Origin of the sequence: Rossellomorea orangium, from assembly GCF_019334305.1 — a bacterium.
GTDB lineage: Bacteria > Bacillota > Bacilli > Bacillales > Bacillaceae_B > Rossellomorea.
Window position 1 is genome coordinate 1 of record NZ_JAHWGH010000013.1, and the last position, 19,096, is coordinate 19,096.

The 19,096-nt window shown below is 39.8% G+C and carries 17 protein-coding genes and 1 other annotated feature; of the genes, 5 read left to right on the forward strand and 12 right to left on the reverse strand.

Annotation, left to right across the window (positions count from 1 at the left end; all coding sequences use genetic code 11):
- The first annotated feature begins 389 nt into the window (after positions 1 to 389).
- From KYJ26_RS08920 to KYJ26_RS08930, 3 genes are all read left to right on the forward strand, one after another.
- Complete coding sequence (locus KYJ26_RS08920; RefSeq protein WP_219166928.1) at positions 390 to 791, forward strand: globin domain-containing protein; 402 nt, start codon at positions 390 to 392, stop codon at positions 789 to 791.
- Positions 784 to 1,650 carry a ClpXP adapter SpxH family protein gene (locus KYJ26_RS08925; RefSeq protein ID WP_257474953.1) on the forward strand — a complete coding sequence of 289 codons (867 nt, stop codon included), beginning with the start codon at positions 784 to 786 and terminating at the stop codon, positions 1,648 to 1,650. The genes KYJ26_RS08920 and KYJ26_RS08925 overlap by 8 nt, the downstream gene beginning before the upstream one ends.
- Before the next feature lie 279 nt (positions 1,651 to 1,929).
- On the forward strand, positions 1,930 to 2,118 hold the full coding sequence (locus tag KYJ26_RS08930) for a hypothetical protein (protein WP_219167038.1): 189 nt from the start codon (positions 1,930 to 1,932) through the stop codon (positions 2,116 to 2,118).
- 97 nt (positions 2,119 to 2,215) lie between these two features.
- On the opposite strand, the gene pepF is transcribed toward KYJ26_RS08930, so the two are convergent.
- From pepF to KYJ26_RS08990, 12 genes are all read right to left on the reverse strand, one after another.
- Positions 2,216 to 4,039 (reverse strand): oligoendopeptidase F, encoded by a 1,824-nt coding sequence (gene pepF, locus KYJ26_RS08935; protein ID WP_219166929.1) that lies wholly within the window; start codon positions 4,037 to 4,039, stop codon positions 2,216 to 2,218.
- Positions 4,040 to 4,126: 87 nt separating this feature from the next.
- Complete coding sequence (locus KYJ26_RS08940) at positions 4,127 to 5,314, reverse strand: competence protein CoiA (protein ID WP_219166930.1); 1,188 nt, start codon at positions 5,312 to 5,314, stop codon at positions 4,127 to 4,129.
- Between the two features lie 88 nt (positions 5,315 to 5,402).
- A complete protein-coding gene (gene cls / locus KYJ26_RS08945) occupies positions 5,403 to 6,908 on the reverse strand; it encodes a cardiolipin synthase (RefSeq protein ID WP_219166931.1) in 1,506 nt (501 codons plus the stop codon).
- Between the two features lie 140 nt (positions 6,909 to 7,048).
- Complete coding sequence (mecA, locus tag KYJ26_RS08950; protein ID WP_219166932.1) at positions 7,049 to 7,720, reverse strand: adaptor protein MecA; 672 nt, start codon at positions 7,718 to 7,720, stop codon at positions 7,049 to 7,051.
- A gap of 350 nt (positions 7,721 to 8,070) precedes the next feature.
- Positions 8,071 to 8,466, reverse strand: a complete 396-nt coding sequence (gene spxA / locus KYJ26_RS08955; RefSeq protein WP_032089161.1) for a transcriptional regulator SpxA — start codon at positions 8,464 to 8,466, stop codon at positions 8,071 to 8,073.
- A gap of 294 nt (positions 8,467 to 8,760) precedes the next feature.
- Positions 8,761 to 9,333: a GNAT family N-acetyltransferase gene (locus KYJ26_RS08960; protein WP_219166933.1), complete on the reverse strand. Its 573-nt coding sequence runs from the start codon at positions 9,331 to 9,333 to the stop codon at positions 8,761 to 8,763.
- 292 nt (positions 9,334 to 9,625) lie between these two features.
- On the reverse strand, positions 9,626 to 10,825 hold the full coding sequence (locus KYJ26_RS08965) for a putative glycoside hydrolase (protein WP_219166934.1): 1,200 nt from the start codon (positions 10,823 to 10,825) through the stop codon (positions 9,626 to 9,628).
- A gap of 216 nt (positions 10,826 to 11,041) precedes the next feature.
- Positions 11,042 to 11,977 carry an ABC transporter ATP-binding protein gene (locus KYJ26_RS08970; RefSeq protein WP_219166935.1) on the reverse strand — a complete coding sequence of 312 codons (936 nt, stop codon included), beginning with the start codon at positions 11,975 to 11,977 and terminating at the stop codon, positions 11,042 to 11,044.
- A complete protein-coding gene (locus KYJ26_RS08975) occupies positions 11,977 to 13,047 on the reverse strand; it encodes an ABC transporter ATP-binding protein (RefSeq protein ID WP_219166936.1) in 1,071 nt (356 codons plus the stop codon). Before KYJ26_RS08975 ends, KYJ26_RS08970 begins: the two co-directional genes overlap by 1 nt.
- 18 nt (positions 13,048 to 13,065) lie before the next feature.
- Entirely contained in the window at positions 13,066 to 14,091 is a 1,026-nt protein-coding gene (opp3C, locus tag KYJ26_RS08980) for an oligopeptide ABC transporter permease (protein WP_219166937.1), read from the reverse strand.
- A complete protein-coding gene (gene opp3b, locus KYJ26_RS08985) occupies positions 14,091 to 15,020 on the reverse strand; it encodes an oligopeptide ABC transporter permease (RefSeq protein WP_219166938.1) in 930 nt (309 codons plus the stop codon). Before opp3b ends, opp3C begins: the two co-directional genes overlap by 1 nt.
- A 173-nt stretch (positions 15,021 to 15,193) precedes the next feature.
- On the reverse strand, positions 15,194 to 16,846 hold the full coding sequence (locus tag KYJ26_RS08990; protein ID WP_219166939.1) for a peptide ABC transporter substrate-binding protein: 1,653 nt from the start codon (positions 16,844 to 16,846) through the stop codon (positions 15,194 to 15,196).
- A 510-nt stretch (positions 16,847 to 17,356) separates the two neighbouring features.
- On the opposite strand from KYJ26_RS08990, the gene KYJ26_RS08995 reads away from it, so the two are divergent.
- Together KYJ26_RS08995 and trpS are read left to right on the forward strand one after the other, a co-directional pair.
- Positions 17,357 to 17,740 (forward strand): DUF3899 domain-containing protein, encoded by a 384-nt coding sequence (locus tag KYJ26_RS08995; RefSeq protein ID WP_219166940.1) that lies wholly within the window; start codon positions 17,357 to 17,359, stop codon positions 17,738 to 17,740.
- Between the two features lie 43 nt (positions 17,741 to 17,783).
- Positions 17,784 to 18,018, forward strand: a binding site (T-box leader).
- A 51-nt stretch (positions 18,019 to 18,069) separates the two neighbouring features.
- The gene (trpS, locus tag KYJ26_RS09000) at positions 18,070 to 19,068 is read left to right on the forward strand and encodes a tryptophan--tRNA ligase (protein ID WP_219166941.1); all 999 of its coding nucleotides are present in this window, start codon (positions 18,070 to 18,072) and stop codon (positions 19,066 to 19,068) included.
- Positions 19,069 to 19,096: the final 28 nt, after the last annotated feature.

Genomic DNA, 19,096 nt, shown 5'->3' on the forward strand with positions numbered 1-19,096 from the left:
TGAAGGGAACTGCGTAGACTCCTACGGAAAACGGGCGTGCCGAGACCCCGGAAGCGGTTTTTGCTGAGGAGGCTCGGCCGAACGTCCGTGGAAAGCGGGACTGTTCCCTTCACCCTCCTGCACCACAACCTAATTGACAGAGCATTCGCAAATCTTAGTCTGTATATGATAGTAACAATCTTTGCGAAAACAACCTTTTTAATGCAAGCCTAACAAACCAATAGACCCACTACTTTCATACACCACTTTTTCTCATATCCCAGGATAAGAAGATAAAAGCAGGCTACACTAATTTAGGAATAAAAGGCAGATGTAAGGCGATTTGTTTGAGATATGGATGAATGCTTGCTAGAATGAACATACAATCTAAGTAAAAAGGAGTCATTCTTATGGTCGAGAAACCACAAATGCCCTATAATCTTATCGGCGAAAAGAAACTCTCCATGCTCGTTGAAGCTTTTTATGAAAGAGTATCAAATCATCCTGAGCTTGCACCGATCTTTCCGGATGATTTAACCGAGACATCCCGTAAACAAAAACAATTTTTAACTCAATATTTAGGTGGTCCTGCTCTTTACACTGAGGAACATGGACACCCGATGCTGCGTGCAAGGCACCTCCCTTTTCCTATTACAGAGGACCGGGCTAAAGCTTGGTTAGGATGTATGCATGAAGCAATGGATGAGGTCAATCTAGAGGGTCCAGTAAGAGATGACTTTTTCCACAGACTTGTATTAACCGCCCATCATATGGTGAATACTGATACACCCAAGGGTTCTGCCATTGACTAGAACAACGAGCTGGCATCACCTTAAAGGGTGCGGTCGTGAGAAGAAACCTCTGGAAATATACATGTTCGTTGACCCTCTTTGCCCGGAATGCTGGGCACTTGAACCAATCTTAAAGAAATTGCATATTGAGTATGGACAATACTTTCGGATACGCTATATTCTCAGCGGTCAGCTTGCATCCTTAAATCTTGCAACCAAGAGAAAACAGGAAGACCTGGCTCAGCAATGGGATAAAACGGCAAGCCGTTCCGGAATGTCATGTGACGGGAGCCTGTGGATCGATAATCCGATTGATTCACCCTATATCGCTTCGTTTGCGATCAAAGCAGCCGAGCTCCAAGGAAAACACTCGGGGATTCGCTTTTTACGTTTTTTACAAGAGCGATTATTTCTTCAAAAGCAGGATATTTCGAATATTGAAGTATTGAAGGAATGTGCCGCGGCAGCGAAGCTCGACCTCAATGAATTCATGAACGATATAAACTCTTCCTCGGCGTCCAAGGCATTTCAATGCGATGTCAAGATTACTTCAGAGATGGAAGTGGATGAGATCCCCACCTTGGTCTTTTTCAATGAGAATATTGAGGATGAAGGATTAAAGATCACGGGTTTATATTCTTATGAGGTATATGTTCATATTATCGAAGAGATGCTGGCATCAAAGCCCGAAAAGCAACCCTTGCCTCCACTGGACGTTTTCATGAAGTATTATCGCGTGGTCGCATCAAAAGAAATAGCCGTTGTATACGATCTATCAATAGAAGAAGTGGAAAAGCAAATGAAGAAATGGACACTTCAGCAAAAAGTAAAAAAGATCCCTGCAAAGCACGGGACCTTTTGGAAATATATCAACAACTAATTATGTCAATATAATAAATTCACTCCAATACAAGAAAAGCCGATGTTGTTTCCAACATCGGTTTTTCAATACGAACAAAGGGGATGGGAGAAATTTTTCACGGTCAAACAAAGGGGTATATGTTTGCTTGTGATCAACTTCACACTGATAATATATCACGTATCCACTTGTATTGGCAAGTTGTTTGTATGGTATTTCACAATATTGTCAAAATCAATTCATGTTCCCTTCTTCCCCTTCATATACATGGTATTAAGATAATGTACGGAGGGAATTGGTATGTACGTAAAGATGAAATTCGGAATCCTCATTCTCTTGATCCTGATCAGCTTCTTCATCAATATCCTTGGCCTCATGCACCTGGTTCCAATCTATATCACATCACCGATCCTCTTTCTCTCACTCCTCCTCTTCATCCATTCCCTTGGAAACCGCAATCGCTTCAGGGGGTTCAAATCGATGAAATGAGGGACGGACCTCTCGTGTTAACTTTCAAGAATGACTAATACCCCGCATGAAGGGCTGGCCCTTCATGCGGGGTGTTTCTTTAGGCAATATCGCCTGTTTATTGCAATTTATCAAGCAGTTCTTCCATTTCATTCAGTTTTTCTTCAAAGACCTTACATGCATCCTCTACTGGTTTGGATGTTGTCACATCAACTCCTGCTTTCTTCAACACTTCTATCGGATAATCGGAGCTTCCTGACTTAAGGAAGTCGATATACCTCTCCACTGCGGGCTTCCCTTCTTCGAGGATCTGTCGACTAAGGGCAGTTGCTGCAGAGAATCCTGTAGCATATTGATAAACATAGTAATTGTAATAGAAGTGAGGGATACGGGCCCATTCCAATCCGATCTCTTCATCAATTGAAATATCTTCTCCAAAATATTTCTTATTCAATTCATAATACTCTTTTGTCAAAAACTCCGAAGTCAGCGCTTCGCCTTCTTGTGCCTTCTTATGGATGAGATGCTCAAATTCTGCGAACATCGTTTGGCGGAATACTGTTCCTCTGAAACCTTCAAGATAATGATTCAAGAGATACAATCGCTTTTTCTCATCTTCGATTGTATTCAACAGAAAATCATTTAATAAAGCTTCATTGCAAGTGGATGCCACTTCAGCAACAAAGATGGAATAATGACCATACGTATATGGCTGAGACTTACGTGTATAGTAGCTATGGACACTGTGTCCGAATTCATGGGCAAGTGTAAACAGATTGTTGACATTATCCTGCCAGTTCATCAGAATATACGGGTTCGTGCCATATGCCCCGGATGAGTACGCACCGCTTCTTTTTCCTTTATTTTCGACAACATCCACCCAGCGGTTGTCAAAGCCTTCTTTAAGGACGTTTGCATACTCCTCACCAAGGGGCTTTAATCCATCAAGGATCATGTCTTTAGCTTCATCATAGCTTATATCCATTTTGACTTCCTTCACAAGCGGCGTATACAGGTCATACATATGAACCTCGTCAAGGCCAAGTACTTTCTTACGAAGCTTCACATAACGCTGTAGCAAGTGAAGATTCTTACTGACTGTATCAACAAGATTATCATATACTTCTTCTGGAATATTGTTGTTGGACAACGCCGCATGTCTGGCAGAATCATAATGTCTCACGTTCGCAATAAAATTATCTTTCTTCACCGCACCGCTTAACGTTGAGGCAAATGTATTTTCGAATTTCCCATACGTCTCATATACCTTTGTAAAGGCTTCTTTTCGGACACTACGGTCACTGCTTTCAAGGAATCGGATAAAACGGCCATGGGTAATATCCACTTCTTCCCCATTTTCGTCTTTAATGCTCGGAAACTCAAGATCGGCATTATTTAACATCCCAAATGTATTACTCGAAGCACTGAACACTTCGGACGCTTGGGCGAGTAACGCTTCTTCTTCAGCTGAAAGGACATGGGGACGCTGGAGATTGATTTCTTCTAATGCATGCCTATACTTCTTCAGCTCCTCTTTTTCCTCCATGAAGCCATTAAGCTTGTTCTCGTCAATCGACAGCACTTCAGGCACCAGGTATGCGAACTTGCTCCCCAATTGGGTATATAGACTTTTGGCACGATCATCTAGTCCCTGATAATACGAATTGGTCGTATCCTGGTCATAGCGCATATGAGAATATGTATACACCTTGCCCATCCGTTCCATTATTTCATCCTGGAACGCGAATGCATTGTAAAGTTGATCCGCACTATCACCCAATGTACCTTTAAATTCATCTGCCTTCTTTGATAAGTCTTTTATTTCTTTATATTCCTTTTCCCACGCATCATCACTTTCAAAAATATCTTCCAGTCTCCACGTTAACTTTTCCTCTACATCTTTTCTGCCAGGCAGACTTTTCACAGCTGTATCTTTTGTCATATACATCCTCCATTCTAAATCTACAGAAAATTCCTTATAGTTACATTCTCTCTTATCTAAGAATTTCCTGCAACAATCCAATCTTAGTTACACATGATTTAATATATGCTTCCACTTTGAAAAAAAATCATCTCGATGCAGTTCAAAAGCTCCGAAGTGGTCGGGGCAGCTCCAAGGTCCCGTAAGCTTGAATTGATTTTCACCTACCCTGTCAATCACTTTCACTTTTTCAAGGATTCTTAAATATTCCCTAACAATATCCCTTATCAGTTCATCTTTTTTCACAAATGGTAGGATACGTAGCTCAATGTGACCTGCAGCAAGCCTTCTATTCAATCCTAGAGTCATACTCTCCTCTGAAATTGAACTCCCCCTTTTCAAACTGTCTTTCCACAAATAGTATTGCCATTCCACTTCATGATTTTTGATATGAAGTCCATGAGGGAAGACCGGAAGCCCGACATACAGTGGCAGATACAAGAATGTATCCCCTTCCCCATACACTTCTCTTAAAAATGCATCTCTTCCTGATTTATTGTAATTTATTTTGTTGTATATCCATTTCATTCTATAGTCGTTCCAGTTAATGAGGGGTTTAAGATGATGAAAGGGGAGCTCCGAAATGGTTAAAGGAAGGGTGAACTGGCTTACGGGAATCATTACTGGAGCTGTACTGATAAAGTTTGAAATTGATACGGGATAAAGATGTGTATAAAGATGGAAGCTATTCAACTCAGGGAGAAAATGAAGCAGAAAATAGTGTAACTGCGGTGAATATCGGATAAACGCTTGTTGGAAGGATGATAATTTCAGAAGTTTTTTTCGCTTCAAAGATTGGGTCAGGACCCAAAAGGGGGTGATTCCGTCCCGGAGATAACCGTGTGTACGTTGCTCCAATTCAGGTATCGGGATGTTGGAGCACTGTATTTCGACAGCAATCTTTCTCGAATCTGTTTTCACATAAATGTCTGCGATTTGATTAAGTTCTTTCAGGTAGTGTTCGAGTCTCACATCTCTATAAAGAGTGTTTAATCTGTCATATAGAAGCTGTTTGCTTAATAGATGTTTAGGCGACTCATTCTGGTTCTCCACAATACACTCGGGACGTGACATATGAGCGAAATGTGGTATGTTTCGATTTCCAATTCGCAAGCTCAATGGTGAAGCGCAATAAGGACAATGGAATGGAACGCCCTTACTTCTGATCCTTCTCAGTTCCTCCCTCGTAAATTGAATCGTTGTAAATACTTTCTGTTCTAGTAGTGCTGTTAACATAGAACACCTCCTCTAGATTTATTCGCCAAAAATCTGTAAATCCCTGCATAAAAATGCCTTCAAGCAATGATTACTTGAAGGCCCTGCTTTATAAAAGGGGAGACATCAAACGAGAAGTGGATTCTAAGATTCTGAAACCAAGATGTCTCTTCTGAAATTCTTCCAGCTGTAACTCTTCCGATTCTTCTAAATCATGAAGGTATTCCCTTACGATGGAAGCCGTACTTTCCGTTTTATACAAAAAGGCATTTACTTCAAAATTCAAGTGAAAACTTCTCATATCCATATTCGATGTTCCGATCGAAGCCATTTCCTCATCAACGATCACAATCTTACTGTGCATAAATCCTTTCTGATATTCAAATATTCTCGCCCCTGCCTCAAGCAGATCGGGAAAATAAGAACGGGAGGCATGGAATACAATACGCTTATCCGGTTTATGGGGAACCAGTAATCTAACATCCACACCGCTTAGAGCGGCGATCTTTAGTGCTGAAAATATATCTTCATCCGGGACGAAATAGGGGGAAGCTACCCATACGCTTTTTCTTGCTGACGTTATCATCGAGAAGAAAATATTCTTTAATACACTCAATTCATTGTCAGGTCCACCCGCTATCATCTGAACACCGCCGTCGTTGGCATTTTCAAGGGGATCAGGACTTAGATATCCAGGTGTCAGAAAGTCATCATTCGTCATATAATACCAATCCTGAAGGAAAATCAATTGCAATGTCCGCACCGCTTCTCCCCTTACAAATAGATGAGTGTCCCTCCAGAAGCCGAAATGTGGATTCTTACCCAGATATTCATCCCCAATATTAAGACCACCCACAAACCCTATACTGCCATCGATGACGATGATCTTTCGATGATTCCTGAAATTGAACTTGTTATTCAGAACAGGAATCTTAACAGGGCCGAATGCCACCACTTCTATCCCTGCACCCTTTAGTTCCTTTATATAATCCTTCGAAAGTTGCCAAGCTCCGACCGCATCGTAAAGAAAGCGGATTTTAACCCCCTCGTTTGCACGTTCAATGAGGATATCCTTTATCTGATTTCCGATTTCATCATGGCGGACGATATAATACTCCATATGTATATGGTGCTTGGCCGTCTTTAACCACTTTAGAATTTCGCCAAATGTCTCAGTGCCATTTGTCAGTAATTTGGTTTCACTTGAAAAAGAAATAGCACTATTCCCGATCCTCTGGGCAAGTTGAAAATGCTTCTCCTGAAATAACCCAAACAAATCAGCATTTATTTCCTTAGGTCCAGGCTCAAATTTATTATATGTTTCCTGATCCAGTATGTACTTCTTCTTATACATCTTTTCCTTTCGATAATTCCGTCCGAATAATAAGTAGAAGATGAAGCCCAAAAACGGGAAAGCTCCCAATACCACAAGCCATGTCAATGTTTGGGTAGGATGGCGGTTTTCAAAGAATATGAGAAACCCTATGACAATGACAGAGAATGTAAACACAATACTAATATATTTCACCATTCCGGATAAATACTGATCGAAATAAAAGATATAACTTAAAAAAAGAACAGCTATAAATAAAAGGACCCTTACTGTATTTTTCATCAATTAACACCTTCCAACGGCTTAATCTTAAAATGAGTTGCTCTGTTAAAGATGAAGGGAACCAACCGAAAACCTTTACCATATAACAGAGAAATAAATATAAAAAAATACCGATTTCTAAATGAAACCGGTATTGATTCTTACGAAAAGTGTTCACTCAATGTCTCAAAGACATTCTCCTGAATGACGACTTTACCATACTCTTCAAGGCGATGAACAGTCATTCGTGACTCATCAGCATATTCAAGCAGTATACTCAACGTATTATCGATATCTTCTTCTGAAAAGTGCTCTTCAGAAAATTTAACATAAATAAAATATCTATCTTCGAATGCAAGCAACTTTGTTTCCAAGTGCTCCATAGGCATTTCTTTCATTCGATGGGATAGAGAAATCGCATCTTCAAAATCATTGAATTTCAGTGTGAAATCCAATACCACTTCTGCTTCCCCGTCCTGATCCTGCTTGATTTGGAAGTGCTGATCCAACAGTTCCTCTATGCGCTCATCGACAGGAAGTTCCTTTAGCTTATCCTCTGGAATAGGAAGCTCAAAACGTTGACCATCCTTCGAAACCTGAGCCCTTGTAACCAGTACTTCAAGCCCTTTGTCCAAAGCCTGAACCTGGATCCAAAGCGGTCCTTCGATTCCGAAATCTTCTTCCTGATGGACCTCATCCATCATTTCCCAGAAAAGTTCTTCGCTTCTCTCACGATTGTACCAGATTTCTTCCCGATCAAAGCCGCGATCTTCTATATCTCCATAGGAAATATAAAACTTTACGGTATTTTCGTTAATGCGTTCGATTTCCAATTAACACCTCTCCCTTCTTGCATGATGTTAGTGAAGGGACTACACCCTCTGAGCATGTAATGCTCTATTGCTGGTGAAGATAGAAGATACATTTAGGTTAGTTTGTACCTTGTACTTCTATTTTATGATAAAACCGCAGAAAATGGAATTAAACTAACACCCATTTTTTTTCACAAATCCCATTAGGTGTTTTTGACATTTTAGCGAATATTTGCAGAAAATTCAAGTGATAATACTTAATCTAATATAAAAGAGACTGACCTGAAAGGAGACGTAACGTTCCTTAAAGGTCAGCCCCTTTTACTTATATATCCTTTATACAAGGAAAGCTTTTAGAATCTAAGTAAACCTTAGTTTACCATTCTTTGTGCTTCAAGAAGTTGGAATGTACGAACCTTTCTCGGAAGGAATCGTCTGATTTCATCTTCATTGTACCCTACTTGAAGACGTTTTTCATCAAGAATGATTGGCCGTCTTAAAAGTCCCGGGTTTTTCTGGATTAGTTCAAACAATTCTTGAAGTGGCAGAGTTTCTAAGTCTACATTAAGTTTTTGGAATGTTTTAGAACGGGTCGAAATGATTTCATCCGTTCCATCCTCAGTCATACGGAGGATTTCTTTAATTTCATCGATACTTAATGGTTCAGAAAATACGTTGCGTTCTGTATATGGAATCTCATGCTCTTCTAACCAAGCTTTTGCCTTACGACAAGATGTACAACTAGGTGAAGTGAATAATGTAACCACGAATCATTCACACTCCCTTAAGGATTTTTTAATATAGATCTTTATTTAAACGTTTACAGTTATTTAAAATTAGTTTAAATAAGAAATCTCTATTATGTATTATACATGAATAACTGACCATTGAATATAGTTTTAACTAATTTGTCAAATTTCTTATACATAGGTTTAACACAGCTATATGGATTGTTTATACTATACATTTACCCGGTATGGCTTCGGCTTAAACATACATTTTGACCTTTCATTTTTTCATTTAGAAAACCTTATTGCGAATAGACAATAAGGTTTTCTATATTATAAGTTTTTCAATACATCCCCATCACGGTCATTATCTTTCTTTAACACTTCTTCGACGGGTTGGTACGATGCACCATAAAATTTCTGATCATTGTACGTATGGATCAATTCATACGTTTTCTTCATAGACTCGAAGATAAGGTCCTCAGATTCATGGTTTGGAGCCCAATAAAGGATTTCCATTTCATTAATTTCGTTTGTGGCTAGTGATCGGCGTGCATATCCGATACTGACAGCATGTTCAAAGCCTTCACGTTTATAAAACTTTAAGCGCTTTTCAGTATCTGTATCATCATAGTCCACCGGCTCGACTTCCAGAATAATTGCCTTCTTCTTCTCTTTTAACTGCTCAAGTAATTTATGTCCAAGCCCTTGTCCGCGTGCATCCTTTGAAACAAAGAGATAATCGATAAAAATAAAATCCTCCAGTTCCGCATACATAAGGACATGATGGGGACCTTCATCTTTGTGATAAATGTCGCTTCTTTCTCTCAGCAGTGATTCGAGATGTTCCTTTGATTTCATTTCCTCTACAGGGAAATATTGATTTAATTTTTCATACCAGTGCATGGATCTACTCCTTCAACATGTTTTTTTTATAAACCATTGACTAACGGGATACCATTATGATTCTCAAGAATGATTTGTTTATGTTAGATGTTAGTCTTATCCGTGGGATAATAATACGGAATCACAGGCTAACTGCCCGTGAAGGGGATTATGTGGTTGAAAGCGGTTAATCTTACCAATACTTTAATGATAACAATATCTCGTTGACTTTTCAAATGGAAAGGCCTGCTTAAGAGATATCTACCCTAAATGAAAAAGACTGACCTGGGTCTTTTCAGGTCAGTCTTTTCTATCATGGCGTGTAGTCTACGCCTTCAGTGTAGGAATTTCCGGCGTCCCAAAGAAGGAATTCGTTTATTCCCTGATCATTTAGTGCTTTTATTTGTGCTTCAACTTCAGCTTTTCCATACGGTTTATAATTTCCGCTTCCCAACCACGATGCTGTGAAGTCCTGAAGCCAAGGTCTGGAGATAGGTTTATTCTTTAGTTCAGCTATTTTCGCCTTCTCCACTTTCGAATATTCAGTTATTAGTTCATATGGTTGTAAATCAGGTTTGGCAATTCCGAAATAAGGTGTCCAGTGACTCGGATAGATCATGGAAGAAATGACATCTACATTTTCCGCTATCTTTGAGAAGTTCTGGCCGATTCCAGGTGCTTCCGGCAGGGTTGCCGTGTAACCAAAGATATCGACGGATACTTTAACACCATATGGATCTAGTTTCTTGTGGGCATATTCAACAAAGTCTGTAACGGCATGCACACGCTTTTGCACATTATCAATGTCCTCTTTCGCATATTCCCCTCCATTATATTTCAGCTCATCATCACGCTTCTCGAAACCTTCAGGGAATCGAACATAGTCAAACTGGATCTCCTGAAATCCCATTTTGGCTGCTTCTATGGCGATACCCACATTGTAATCCCAAACCTCTTTGAGGAATGGATTGACGAAGGAATCTCCCCCTCCATTTGACCAGACCTTATCACCGTCTTTAAACGACAAGTCCGGTCTTTGATTGGCAAGGACCGTATCCTTGAAAACAACCACCCTTGCAATTGGATAGATTTTCTTTTCCTCTAATGTCTTTAACATAGCTTTCGGGTCCTTAATATAGGGCTGCCCCACTTTAGCGTATGGAGAAGATGGTTCAGGTTCATATGTCAGGTTCCCAACATCATCCTTAATATCGATGACCATTGCATTTAGATCAGTGTCATCCATTAATTTGGTTAGAGTATCAAATCGTGCTCCACCAGCTGAATGTGCTGTGACATAAACTCCCCTAATTGCGTCCGGATATTCGAATTTCAAGCCGGAATCGTATACAAAGCGGGGTACTGGACTTGTTATCTCTTTTTTACTCATCGAGAGCGTTCTCTTCTCATGGCTTTTAGCCGAGCCACCTTCAGCAGCGTGTGCTGATCGAAACGGCATGACGCATAATGTGACTAAACATAACGATGTCGCTACCTTACTCCATTTCAACATTAATCTCTCCTCTATAAAATAAGCTTTCTAGTAAATTATGTAACTCCCTATTCTATTCTAACAAGGAAATTACTTGTAAGAAAAGGGTTAATCCACCTAGTATGTCGAAATTTCCAAGGAAATGAATGATCTTCTATATATTTTATGCCTTTCTTTAAATATAAGAAGGCATCCATGAAAAAAGCTCCCCTTATGAAGGGAGCTTCTTTCACTTTATTAGTTTTTGTAAGATGCTTGATATTGGGCAAATTCTTTCTCAGAACAGTATACGAAATGTCCCGGGACCACTTCCCGCATCTCAGGATTATCATCCTCTGTATAGTTATGAACAGCTGGATTATATTCTTTTCTTCTGCGTGTGCGCTCATACTCAGGATCTGGTAACGGAATCGCAGATAGAAGCGATTGAGTATAAGGATGAAGCGGGTTTTTGTACAGGGCATCACTTGTTGTCAGTTCAACCAGCTTACCATAATACATAACACCGATACGGTCACTTATATATTTTACCATTGAAAGATCATGGGCAATGAACAGATATGTTAAACCCTTCTCTTTTTGAAGCTCTTGCATCAGGTTAACAACTTGCGCTTGGATTGAAACGTCAAGGGCTGAGATCGGCTCATCGGCTATGATGAAATCAGGATCCACCGCCAGTGCACGGGCAATTCCGATACGCTGACGTTGACCACCTGAGAATTCATGCGGGTAGCGGCCGGCATGCTCTTTATTCAATCCTACAGTCTCTAAAAGTTCATGAACTTTCTTCAGACGTTCTTGTTTAGAAGTTGCCAATCCGTGGATATCTATCCCTTCAGCAATGATATCGGCAACTTTCATTCTTGGATTCAGACTCGCATAAGGATCCTGGAAGATCATTTGCATTTTTCGGTTGAATTTCTTTAATTGAGAACGTGACTTTTTACCATGTACATCCTCACCATCAAATAGAACCTGACCGTCTGTTGCATCATACAACCGAATGATTGTACGGCCGGTCGTTGATTTTCCACAACCTGACTCACCAACAAGTCCAAGGGTTTCACCTTTATAAATATCAAAGCTGATATCGTCAACCGCTTTAACCATATTCGGTTTTCCTGGATTGAAATACTGTTTAAGATTTTTAATTTCTAATAATTTTTCTGCCATTATAAACGAACCCCCTCAACAAGTACCGGTTCTTTAAAGTTTGACGGCATTTGTCTTTGTCTTACTTTCACTGCTTCCGGAGGCTCGACCTGTGGAGCACTCGGGTGCAGTAACCAGGACTTCACATAGTGAGTATCTGATACCTGGTAATATGGCGGCTCTTGTTCAAAGTCCACTTTCAATGCATACTCACTGCGAAGAGCGAATGCATCTCCCTTAGGTGGATTCAATAAATCAGGAGGAGTACCAGGGATTGCAACCAGCTCCTGCTCGCCTTCTGTATCCGTTGTAGGCATAGAACCGATCAATCCCCATGTGTATGGATGACGTGGGTCGTAGAAAATTTCATCTACAGTCCCGGTTTCTACGATTTGACCTCCATACATGACCGCAACGCGATCGGCAACATTTGCCACAACCCCTAAATCATGGGTGATGAAAATGATAGATGTTTCGATTTTATTTTGAAGATCCTTCATCAATTCTAGGATTTGAGCCTGAATCGTCACATCCAATGCCGTTGTTGGCTCATCGGCAATAAGGATTTTTGGATTACAAGCAAGGGCAATCGCGATGACAACACGCTGACGCTGACCACCTGAGAATTGGTGAGGATATTGTTTGAAACGAGTATCTGGACTTGGAAGACCTACTAATTTCAAGAGTTCAATGGCACGTTTCTTCGCATCATTTTTACTCATGTTTTGATGTTTCACAAGAGGTTCCATGATCTGTTTCCCGATTGTCATCGTAGGATTTAAAGACGTCATTGGATCCTGGAAAATCATTGAGATGTCTTTTCCACGGATCTTTTGCATATCTTTCTCAGGAAGCTTAGCTAAATCTTTTCCTTCAAAAAGGATCTCTCCACCTTTGATGAAACCAGGTGGATTTGGAATCAATCTCATAAGGGCTTTCGTTGTAACGGACTTCCCGGAACCCGATTCCCCTACGATTGCTAATGTTTCACCTTTATCCAAATGGAAATCTACACCACGGACAGCCTGTACTTCCCCTCCATGCGTATTGAAGGAGACGTGTAGATCGTTCACTTCTAAAATTTTTGACATAATATTTTCTCCCTTCTACTACTTACGCATTTTCGGATCAAGTGCATCACGCAATCCATCTGCCATTAGGTTGAAGCTTAGAATGACCAATGAAATGACTGCTGAAGGCACTAACATCATGTGAGGAAAAGACTGAATAGATCTGTATCCTTCATTGACTAGTGATCCAAGAGACGCTCTCGGTGGTGCAATCCCCAGTCCGATAAAGCTTAAGAATGCTTCTGTATAAATTGCTGAAGGTACTGTAAACATCGTTGTAATGATAACAGGCCCCATAACGTTAGGAAGCAAATGCTTAAAGATTAAACGGTTGCTTGTGGCACCTAGTGTTCTAGAAGCTAAAACAAATTCCTGGTTCTTTAATTGAAGCACTTGCCCACGGACTATCCTTGCCATACCTGTCCATCCGGTAATAACCATCGCCATTGTGATTGAGAATATACCCGGTTCGAATACCAGGATAAAGAGGATGACGACAATTAAGTTTGGGATACCGACAAGGATTTCAATAATACGTTGCATGACGTTATCTACTCTTCCACCATAATAAGCTGAAATACCACCGTATGAGATCCCAATTATAAAGTCGATGACAGCAGCTAGCAAACCGATATATAGTGAAATCCGGGTACCGTTCCATGTACGAGTCCATAGGTCACGACCCAAGTCATCTGTACCGAACCAGTAGTTTTCTTTAATATCTCTTGCCTCATACACATCGAAGCCATCCGCATCCTTCCCGTCAAATGGCAGCCACCCAATTCCTGAAAGCGCTTCAATTTTTGGAGGAAGCTTTGCATGACGGATGTTTTGATCACTGAAACTATACTTATTCATCATTGGACCAAAGATGGCAAAGAACACAATAATCGCTGTGATGATAATCCCAACAACGGCACCCTTATTTTTACGTAAACGGATCCAAGAATCTTGCCAAAAACTCAAGCTTGGACGTGATATTTTTTCAGCTTCGTCTCCCCTAGCCTGTTGAGGTTGGAAGAGGTCTGGACTAAGCTGTTCTAAATTCTTATTGTTATCTCCCATTATTTCTTCCCTCCAGCTATGCGAATACGTGGATCAATGATTCCATAAAGAATATCTACCAAAAAGATTACAGCAATAAATAAAGCACTGAAGAAAAGGGTAATTCCCATAATTACAGTGTAATCATTCGTATTAATGGCTAATACAAATTGCTCTCCTAGTCCTGGTACAGCAAAGATGCGTTCAATGACAAGAGTTCCAGTCATTATACCGACAGTCATAGGACCTATAATAGTCACAATAGGGATCATAGCATTTCGCACAGCATGCTTTAAAATCGTTCCTGTCTTAGAAATACCTTTTGCAGTTGCTAGTAATATATAATCAGAGTTTAATATTTCCAGCATTTCAGTCCTCATAAATCGGGCAATCGTTGCTACCACGAACACTGTAAGGGAAAGAGTAGGTAAAATAGTATGTTTAAACTCACCCCATAGTGCAACAGGTAGCCATTCCAGTTTCACCCCAACATAATATTGGAGCAATCCTGCAAATACGAACGACGGTATTGAAATCCCGATAACCGCTAAGAAAGTCGAACCGTAATCCAGCCAGGTGTTATGCTTGATGGCTGCAATAATACCAATCAGTAAACCTAGGAAAGTACCTAATACCATAGCTTGGAAACCAAGAAGTGCGGAAGGACCAATACGATCTCCGATGATCTGCGTAACTTTTCGATTATCGTATTGGAAGGATAACCCCAAGTCACCTTTCGCTAAGCCAACCATATAGTTGATATATTGTTCTGGCAGCGGGTCATTAAGACCGTATTTATCAAGGATGATTTGTTGTTGCTCCGGAGTCAGCCTTTCTGTGTTTTGAAGTGGAGATCCAGGTAGGAGCTTCATCAGAAAGAAAGTGGCGGTTGCAATGATAAGCAAAGTGATGATCATATAAACGATACGTTGAATTGTATATTTGACCATTCTTTAGCCCCCCTTTTTTTATCTTATTTTTTCTACATTTCTAATTATAGCGATATTCGACAAATTTTCAATGTATTTTTACTTTTTTGATAATTATCGACATTCACTGGAAAAGGAGAGCATATGCCTATGCATACGCTCTCCCTTTTAAGGTTTGTCGAATGAGTTAAATACTACTCAATGTAAGCCCATTTGTATGATGCATCTGCACCAAATGAGTGACGTAACAGACCTTTAACATATGGACGCTCTAAGTAAGCAGATCCACGTTGATACATTGGGCTGATCGCTTGATCTTCAAAAAGGATCTTTTCAGCGTCAACCATTGCTTGCCAGCGAGCTTCAGGATCATCAAGAAGTTCACCTTTAGCTTGTTCGATTAACTTGTCATATTCAGGATTTGAGTAACCCATTTGATTGTGAGCACCGTCAGTGACGAACATGTCAACAAATGTCATCGGATCTGGATAGTCAGGTCCCCAACCAGCGAATGAGAAGTCATATTGACCTTTAGATTCTAATTCAAGTTTTTGCTTGAATGGTTGAGCTTTGATTTTCACAGTTAAACCTTCTAGGTTTTGCTCAAGTTGTTCTTTTAAGAATTCACCGATTTTCTTAGAGCTGTCAGAATCGTAGTTAAGTAGTTCCAATTCAATAGAATCTTTACCTAACTCTTCTTTCGCTTTAGCCCAGTAATCTGCCGCTTTTTTAGCGTCAAATCCACCGAAATCGCCTACCGCTTCACGGTATTCAGTTCCATCAGGACCAGTTACGAAATCTTTTGGTACTAAGTAGTAAGCAGGAAGTGATCCGTTGTTAAGTAGTACGTCAACCATACCTTGCTTGTCATAAGCAGCATCGATTGCTTTACGTGCATTTACGTTTTTCATTACTTCGTTCTTTTGGTTTAAACGAAGGAAGAATACAGATGTTTCAGCAAGTGTCTTGAAGTTTTCATCTGATTTGTATTTGTCTACAAATTCAGCTGAAAGACCGGCAACATCCACTTTGTTTGTTTCGTATAAGTTAACACCTGTAGCAGTATCTTTAACTACGTTAAAGTTTACTTCATCTAATTTAACAGCATCTGCTTCCCAGTAGTTGTCATTTTTAGATAATTTGTAGCTTTGTTCATGCTTCCACTCTGAAAGTGTGAATGGACCATTGTATAGAGCAGTGTCAGCTTCAAGACCGAACTTGTCGCCTTGAGACTCAACGAATTTTTGGTTTTGTGGATAGAATGTTGCGAAAGAAAGTAAAGCTTTGAAGTATGGTACAGCTGTTTCAAGCTGAACTTCTAAAGTTTTGTCATCTGTAGCTTTAACACCTAATTCTTCAACTGGTACTTCACCAGCATTTACTTTAGCAGCGTTTTTGATATCGTACATGATGTACGCATACTCTGCACCAGTGTCAGGGTTTAAAGCTTTTTGCCAAGCGTAAACGAAGTCGTTAGCTGTAACGGGATCTCCGTTAGACCATTTTGCATCACGGATCTTGAACGTGTATGTTTTACCATCTTCACTGATCTGTGGTTCTTCAGCAGCCATACCAAGTACAGCCTTGTCATCTTCACCTAAACGGTAAAGACCTTCATAAACGTTGTTCATGATTTTGAATGAAACAGAGTCAGTTGCTAGAGTAGAGTCCATTGATGGGATCTCAGAACCCTCAAGTAAGTTAAGTACTTGTTCTTTCTTTTCGTCAGAACCGCCTGCACCTGATCCCTCTTCATTGCTGTCAGTTTTCTTGTCGCCGCCACAAGCCGCTAAGAAAGTACTGAGAGCCAGAAGAAGAACCAGCAAGAATGAAAACTTTTTCTTCATCTTGAAATTGACCTCCTCGTAAATCTCATATTTATTTATCTTCTAATTTTCAGAAGATTTGTTACTTATTATACATGATAGAGAAATTATTGCAATATGAATTTAACAGTTTTTTTGCTAAATTATCAGATTAGTAGGTATATTGTTATTAAAACACTGTAATACCAACGTTTTTTCTAAACATTTTAGAGAGTTTGTCCTATTACAATTGTTACAATTGTAAATTCAAAAGGGTTAAATCCGATTTACATTCTGTATGAAATTTCCCCTCTTTAGAATATTCATCTATTATAAATATTAAAATGACAGACTAAATATAAATAATAGAATTCATACTTATTTCAGTTTTCATTTTCAGTAATATTCAGCTTTAATCAAAGTGTATGTCCGGAATGGAGGAATGTCAGCTCTACTTATACACTTTGAGAAGGGTTGAATATATATGAGTGAGGATTGAATTCTTTATTACCCTTCATGTATACTTTTGTTAAAAACATTTAAAGGAGTATTATGAAACGAATCAATCTATTTTCTATACTTACATTAATTTTTTTTATCAGCGCAGTTGTATTGGCGTCTCTTCAGGAAAAGAACCTGCTTCTTTCTATAATAGATAGCTTGTTTGTTATCGGGATTGTATATGTCAGCCTGGGTGCCCTCCTTTATATTTTCGAAAAGGGCTTCTTCAATGGAATTGTCTATGCATTCAAACGGTTCCGGAACAGTACGAAACAGGGCATGTATATTTCACAATTTGATGAGCTGGATGACACGAAAGAAGCACATGAAGAATTCACTGTCAAACGCTCCTATTCCATTACTAAGTCTTTATTGACGCTAGGTGCCTTCACCCTCGTCCTCTCCGTTATATTGAGCTATCTTCTGTATACTTGAATTATCCTGCTCATTTTCATATAATATTTATAGGTGAATTGAGTAAGAAGCATAGATGAAGAGTAGTACTTTTCTAAATGATTTATAGAGAGCTTGTGTCTGGTGAAAACAAGTAATCATGTGAAGAGGAATGGACTTCGGAGCTTTATTTGTGAACTAAGAGTAGCTAATAACGAACTAACCTCACGTTAAAGAGGTCCCATGAACATCATGGACTAAGCCGGCTCATTCGAGCAACTTAGGGTGGCACCGCGGAAATGTTCCCATTCGTCCCTATCTTTATAGGAACGGGTGGGTTTTTATTTTGTGTAAATATAGGAGGAAGAAAGATGAAAACGATTTTTAGTGGCATTCAGCCGAGTGGAACAATTACTCTCGGCAATTATATCGGAGCAATGAAACAGTTTACCGAGCTTCAGGAAGAATATAATTGTTATTTTTGTGTTGTGGACCAACATGCCATCACGGTTGCACAGGACAAAATGGAGCTGCGGAAAAATATTCGCAGTCTTGCTGCCCTTTATATTGCCTGTGGGATAGATCCGGAGAAATCAACTTTATTCATTCAATCGGAAGTACCTGCACATGCGCAGGCTGGCTGGATCTTACAATGTGTAACATATATAGGTGAGCTTGAAAGAATGACCCAATTTAAGGATAAGTCCCACGGTAAAGAAGCCGTTTCTGCAGGTTTATTGACGTATCCACCTTTGATGGCGGCCGATATCCTCTTATACGGAACGGATCTCGTTCCAGTCGGTGAGGATCAGAAACAGCATCTTGAATTGGCAAGAAACCTCGCAGAGCGTTTTAACAAAAAGTATAACGATATCTTTACGGTGCCTGAGGTCCGCATCCCTAAAGTCGGTGCGCGAGTCATGTCCCTTCAGGACCCGTTAAAAAAGATGAGTAAATCCGATTCGAATCAAAAGGCATTCATTACTCTTCTCGATGATCCTAAGCAGATCGAGAAGAAAATCAAAAGTGCCGTGACTGATTCTGATGGCATCGTGAAATACGATAAAGAAAACAAACCTGGAGTCTCAAACCTACTTTCCATCTATTCGATTCTTGAAGGCAGTTCTATAGAAGAACTTGAACAAAAATATGAAGGTAAAGGATACGGTGACTTCAAAGGCGACTTGGCACAAGTGGTTGTCAATGCCATTAAACCTGTACAGGACCGTTACTATGAATTGATCGATTCCGAGGAATTGGATGATATTCTGGACCGTGGTGCTGAAAAGGCAAACTTCGCTGCAAACAAAATGCTGAAGAAAATGGAAAAGGCAATGGGATTGGGACGCAAAGAAAGAAAAAGAAAATAATAATAAGACCAGTGACTGCAATGGCGGT